The following is a 3,945-nucleotide window of genomic DNA, read 5'->3' as shown; positions in this document are numbered from 1 at the left end:
ACGGGACCAACCTCGTTCTCGGCGACTTCGGGGCGGCTCAGTCCGCGGTCACGAAGAGGTGGCGCGCGACGTCGTCGGGCAGGTCCAGGAGGGTCTCCGCGCCTTCCGCCGAGACCGTGACGACGCCGTCGTTCAGGGCCACGACGAGGGTCTGGCGCGGGAGGACGCCCGCGTCGGCGAGGCGTGCGAGCAGCTCGACGTCGACCTGGACCGGCTCGGCGATGCGCTGGAGGACGACGCGCGTCTCGCCGCCGTCGCCGACGCCGTGGGTCGCGAGGTGCGCCGGCAGGGACACGACGCCGTCGAGGTACTCGACCTCGGGCAGGTCCTCGCCCAGCTCGCGCAGGCCCGGGATCGGGTTGCCGTAGGGGTCGTGCGCGGGGTGGTCGAGGAGCGCGACGAGGCGCTGCTCGACGAGGTCGCTCATCACGTGCTCCCAGCGGCAGGCCTCGGTGTGGACCTGCTCCCAGTCGAGCTTGATGACGTCGGTGAGCAGCCGCTCGGCGAGGCGGTGCTTGCGCATGACGCGCACCGCCGTCTGCTGCCCGAGCGTCGTGAGCTCGAGCTGGCGGTCGCCGCCGACGACGACGAGGCCGTCGCGCTCCATGCGCGCGACGGTCTGGGAGACGGTCGGCCCCGAGTGCCCGAGGCGCTCGGCGATCCGCGCGCGCAGCGGGGGGATCCCCTCCTCCTGCAGCTCGTAGATCGACTTCAGGTACATCTCGGTGGTGTCGATCAGGTCGGTCACTCGGCCTCCCGCGGCAGGTACGCACTCTTCTCTGGAACCGTTCCAGTCTAGCGCTCTCGGCTCGACACGATGATGTGTCTGTTGCACATACTGTGTGTCACACACTATGGTGTGAGACATGACCGATCCCGAGATCTACGCCGGGCACAGCCAGGAGGTGCGTCGCGGCTCCGTCGTCGTCGCGAGCCTGCTGCTGCTGCGCACGCCCGGCTACGGCTACGGGCTCCTCGAGGCGCTCGCCGCAGCGGGCGTCCCCGTCGACGCCAACACGCTCTACCCGCTCCTGCGCCGGCTCGAGAAGCAGGGCCTCCTCGTGAGCGAGTGGAACACCGACGAGGCGCGGCCGCGCAAGTTCTACCGCACCTCCCCCGCGGGCGAGCGCTTCGCCCGCGACCTGCTCGACGAGTGGCTCGCCATCGCGCAGAGCCTCCGGACCATCGACTCCCAGGAAGGCACGTCATGACGCTCACCGACCGCTACGTCGCCGCCACGCTGCGCCGCGTCCCCGCCGACCAGCACGCCGACCTCGAGCAGGAGCTGCGCGCGTCCGTCGCCGACGCCGTCGAGGCCAAGGTCGAGGCCGGTACCGACCCGGCCCGGGCCGAGACCGACGTCCTCAACGACCTCGGCGACCCCGACCGCCTCGCGGCCGACCTCGCCGGTCGCCCGCTGTACCTCATCGGCCCGACGCTCTACCTCGACTGGCTGCGCCTCCTCAAGGTCCTGCTCTGGGTCAGCCTCATCCCCGGGGCGATCGTGCTCACGACGGACCTCGTCGACGGCGACGCCGTCGGGTCGGCCATCTGGAGCGGCATCTGGACGACCGCCTCGGTCGCCCTCCAGATCGCGTTCTGGACGACCCTCGTCTTCGTCCTGCTCGAGCGCTACGGCGCCCCGCGGAGCCAGGACGAGCTCACCGGCCCCTGGACGGTCGACCGCCTCCCGACCGAGCGCGCGCCCCGCGAGGTCACGCTCGTCGACACGGTCGTGTCGGTCGGCCTGCTCGTCCTGGTCGCCGCCGTGCTGCTCCTCCAGAACGTCGCGACGTACCGGGGGCCCGACGGCACCGCGGTCCCCGTGCTGCACCCCGACCTGTGGCCCGTCTGGACCGGCGTGCTCGTCGCGCTCGTCGCGGTCGAGATCGTCCTCACGATCCTCGTGTACGCGCGCGGCCGGTGGACCGTCGGCCTCGCGGTCGCCAACACCGTCGTCGGGGCGCTGTTCGCGGGTGCCGTCGTCTGGCTCGCGAGCGCCGACCGCCTCGTCAACCCGGCGTTCCTCGAGGTCACGGGCGGCGACTCGGTCACCTGGCTCTCGAACGCGATCATCGCCGGCACCCTCGTCATCACCGGCTGGGACGTCATCAGCGTCTGGGTCAAGGCCCTGCGCGGCCCGCGTGCCTAGGCTGGCCCGATGACCCGATCCCGCCTCGACCGCACCCGGCGTGCGGTCGAGGCGGCGGCGTCCCGCGAGGGGTTCACGCTCGACCCGGACCAGTCCGCGCTCCTCGACCGGCTCGCCCTGCTCGGCGACGAGCTCGCGGGGGCCCGACGGCGCCCCGTTCGCGGGCTGTACGTATGGGGCCCCGCGGGGCGCGGGAAGTCGTGGCTCGCGGGGTCGTTCTTCGCGGCCGTCGCGGCCGGGCTCCCCGCCGGCGCGGCCCGGCGGGTCCACGTGTACGACCTGTTCCACGCGCTGCACGCGGCGATCCACGCCCAGCGGGTGAGCGCGCTCGCCGGGCCGCGCCCCGCCGTCGGGCAGGGCGGCCCGACGCGCGGGTGGCGCACGCGAGCGACCGCGCCGGTCGCGGATCCGACGCCGCCCGGGCCGCCGGAGGTGTCACCGGAGCCACGCCCCGGCGCCGTCGACGCGGCGATCGACGACCTCCTGCGCGGGACGACGCTGCTCTACCTCGACGAGCTCCACCTGCACGACACCGGCGACGCGACCCTGCTCACCCGGCTCCTGCGCCGGGCGTTCGCGTCGGGGGTCGTCGTGCTCGCGACGTCCAACTACGAGCCGGGCACGCTGCTCCCGAACCCGCTGTGGCACCACGTCGCCGAACCGGGGATCGCGCTCCTGCGGGCGCACCTCGACGTCGTCGAGCTCGCCGGGCCGACCGACTACCGGACGCTCGGGGGTCGCGGGCGCGGAGGGTTCGCCGCGGGCGCGTGGCTCCGCCCCGGCACGACGGCGCAGCTCGCCGACCGCGCGCTCGTCGCCCCCGCCCAGGGGTCGCGGGCGGTCGTCCGCACCGGGACGCGGTCGTTCGAGGTGACCGCCGCGCGGGTCGGCGACGAGAACCGCGCGGACGGCTCCGAGCTGTGGGTGACGTTCGACGACCTGGCGGGCCGTCCGACGTCGACCCTCGAGTACCTCGACTGGGCCGCACGCTTCCGCCGCTGGGTCGTGACCGACGTCCCGCTCCTCACCGACGTGGACCGCGAGGCGCAGCAGCGGTTCATCGCGGTCGTGGACGTGCTCGTGGACGCCGACGTCGAGCTCGTCGTCACGTCGCACCACTCCCTCGACGCCTTCCGCACGACGATGCCGGACCGGCCCGACGCCTTCCGGACGGCCAGCCGGCTCCAGCTCCTGGCCGAGGCCGTCGACGGTCCTCGCCCGTCCGCGGGCACCCCGCGCGGCTGAACCCGGCACGCCCGGACCCGGCCAGCCGGCCCGGCGTGTCGTGGGCGGCGGCTACGATCGGCCGGAACCGACTGGACTGGAGGCACCCGGTGGCACGCACCGACGGCACCGACGACACGCGTGGGCAGCGCGGTCCGCGCGCGGCGGACGCCCTCACGTGCTCGTTCTGCGGCAAGTCCCAGCGCCAGGTGAAGCGGCTCATCGCCGGCCCTGCGGGCGTCTTCATCTGCGACGAGTGCGTGGCGCTGTGCCTCGAGATGGTCGAGGAGGACCGCGAGGCCGAGAACGCGTCGCAGGACGTCGTGACCGGTGACGGCCCCCTCCCGACGCCGCACGAGATCTTCGCGCACCTGAGCCGCTACGTGGTGGGGCAGGACGGCGCCAAGCGCGCCCTGGCCGTCGCGGTGCACAACCACTACAAGCGTGTCCGCGCCGCCGCTGCCGCCGAGGAGGCCGGCGACGCCCCCGCGACCGACGACCCGGACTACGTGGAGCTGGCGAAGTCGAACATCCTGCTGATCGGTCCGACGGGGACGGGCAAGACGTAT

5 protein-coding genes are annotated in these 3,945 nt (G+C 73.9%); 4 read left to right on the top strand and 1 reads right to left on the bottom strand.

Annotated elements, in window-relative coordinates:
- Nucleotides 1–37 precede the first annotated feature (37 nt).
- Nucleotides 38–748 carry a metal-dependent transcriptional regulator gene (locus NF338_RS20915; RefSeq protein ID WP_264032511.1) on the bottom strand — a complete coding sequence of 237 codons (711 nt, stop codon included), beginning with the start codon at nt 746–748 and terminating at the stop codon, nt 38–40.
- A 118-nt stretch (nt 749–866) separates the two neighbouring features.
- Between NF338_RS20915 and NF338_RS20910 the strand changes: the two genes are divergently transcribed.
- The 4 genes from NF338_RS20910 to NF338_RS20895 all read left to right on the top strand — a co-directional run.
- Nucleotides 867–1,211 (top strand): PadR family transcriptional regulator, encoded by a 345-nt coding sequence (locus NF338_RS20910; RefSeq protein ID WP_087470506.1) that lies wholly within the window; start codon nt 867–869, stop codon nt 1,209–1,211.
- The gene (locus NF338_RS20905; RefSeq protein ID WP_264032510.1) at nt 1,208–2,152 is read left to right on the top strand and encodes a permease prefix domain 1-containing protein; all 945 of its coding nucleotides are present in this window, start codon (nt 1,208–1,210) and stop codon (nt 2,150–2,152) included. The genes NF338_RS20910 and NF338_RS20905 overlap by 4 nt, the downstream gene beginning before the upstream one ends.
- Before the next feature lie 9 nt (nt 2,153–2,161).
- Nucleotides 2,162–3,397 carry a cell division protein ZapE gene (gene zapE, locus NF338_RS20900; RefSeq protein WP_264032509.1) on the top strand — a complete coding sequence of 412 codons (1,236 nt, stop codon included), beginning with the start codon at nt 2,162–2,164 and terminating at the stop codon, nt 3,395–3,397.
- An 89-nt stretch (nt 3,398–3,486) separates the two neighbouring features.
- On the top strand, nt 3,487–3,945 hold a 459-nt coding region (locus NF338_RS20895; protein WP_318783205.1), incomplete at its 3' end, for a ClpX C4-type zinc finger protein.

Origin of the sequence: Cellulosimicrobium sp. SH8 (assembly GCF_025818875.1) — a bacterium.
In the GTDB taxonomy this organism is placed as follows: Bacteria; Actinomycetota; Actinomycetes; order Actinomycetales; family Cellulomonadaceae; genus Cellulosimicrobium; species Cellulosimicrobium cellulans_D.
The sequence above is the reverse complement of the archived record's forward strand: the minus strand, read 5'-3'. Positions and strand labels throughout refer to the sequence as shown.

Coding starts and splice junctions, on each gene's coding strand:
- NF338_RS20910 (WP_087470506.1), top strand. CDS start 867: ATGACCGATCCCGAGATCTACGCCGGGCACAGCCAGGAGGTGCGTCGC.
- NF338_RS20905 (WP_264032510.1), top strand. CDS start 1,208: ATGACGCTCACCGACCGCTACGTCGCCGCCACGCTGCGCCGCGTCCCC.
- zapE (WP_264032509.1), top strand. CDS start 2,162: ATGACCCGATCCCGCCTCGACCGCACCCGGCGTGCGGTCGAGGCGGCG.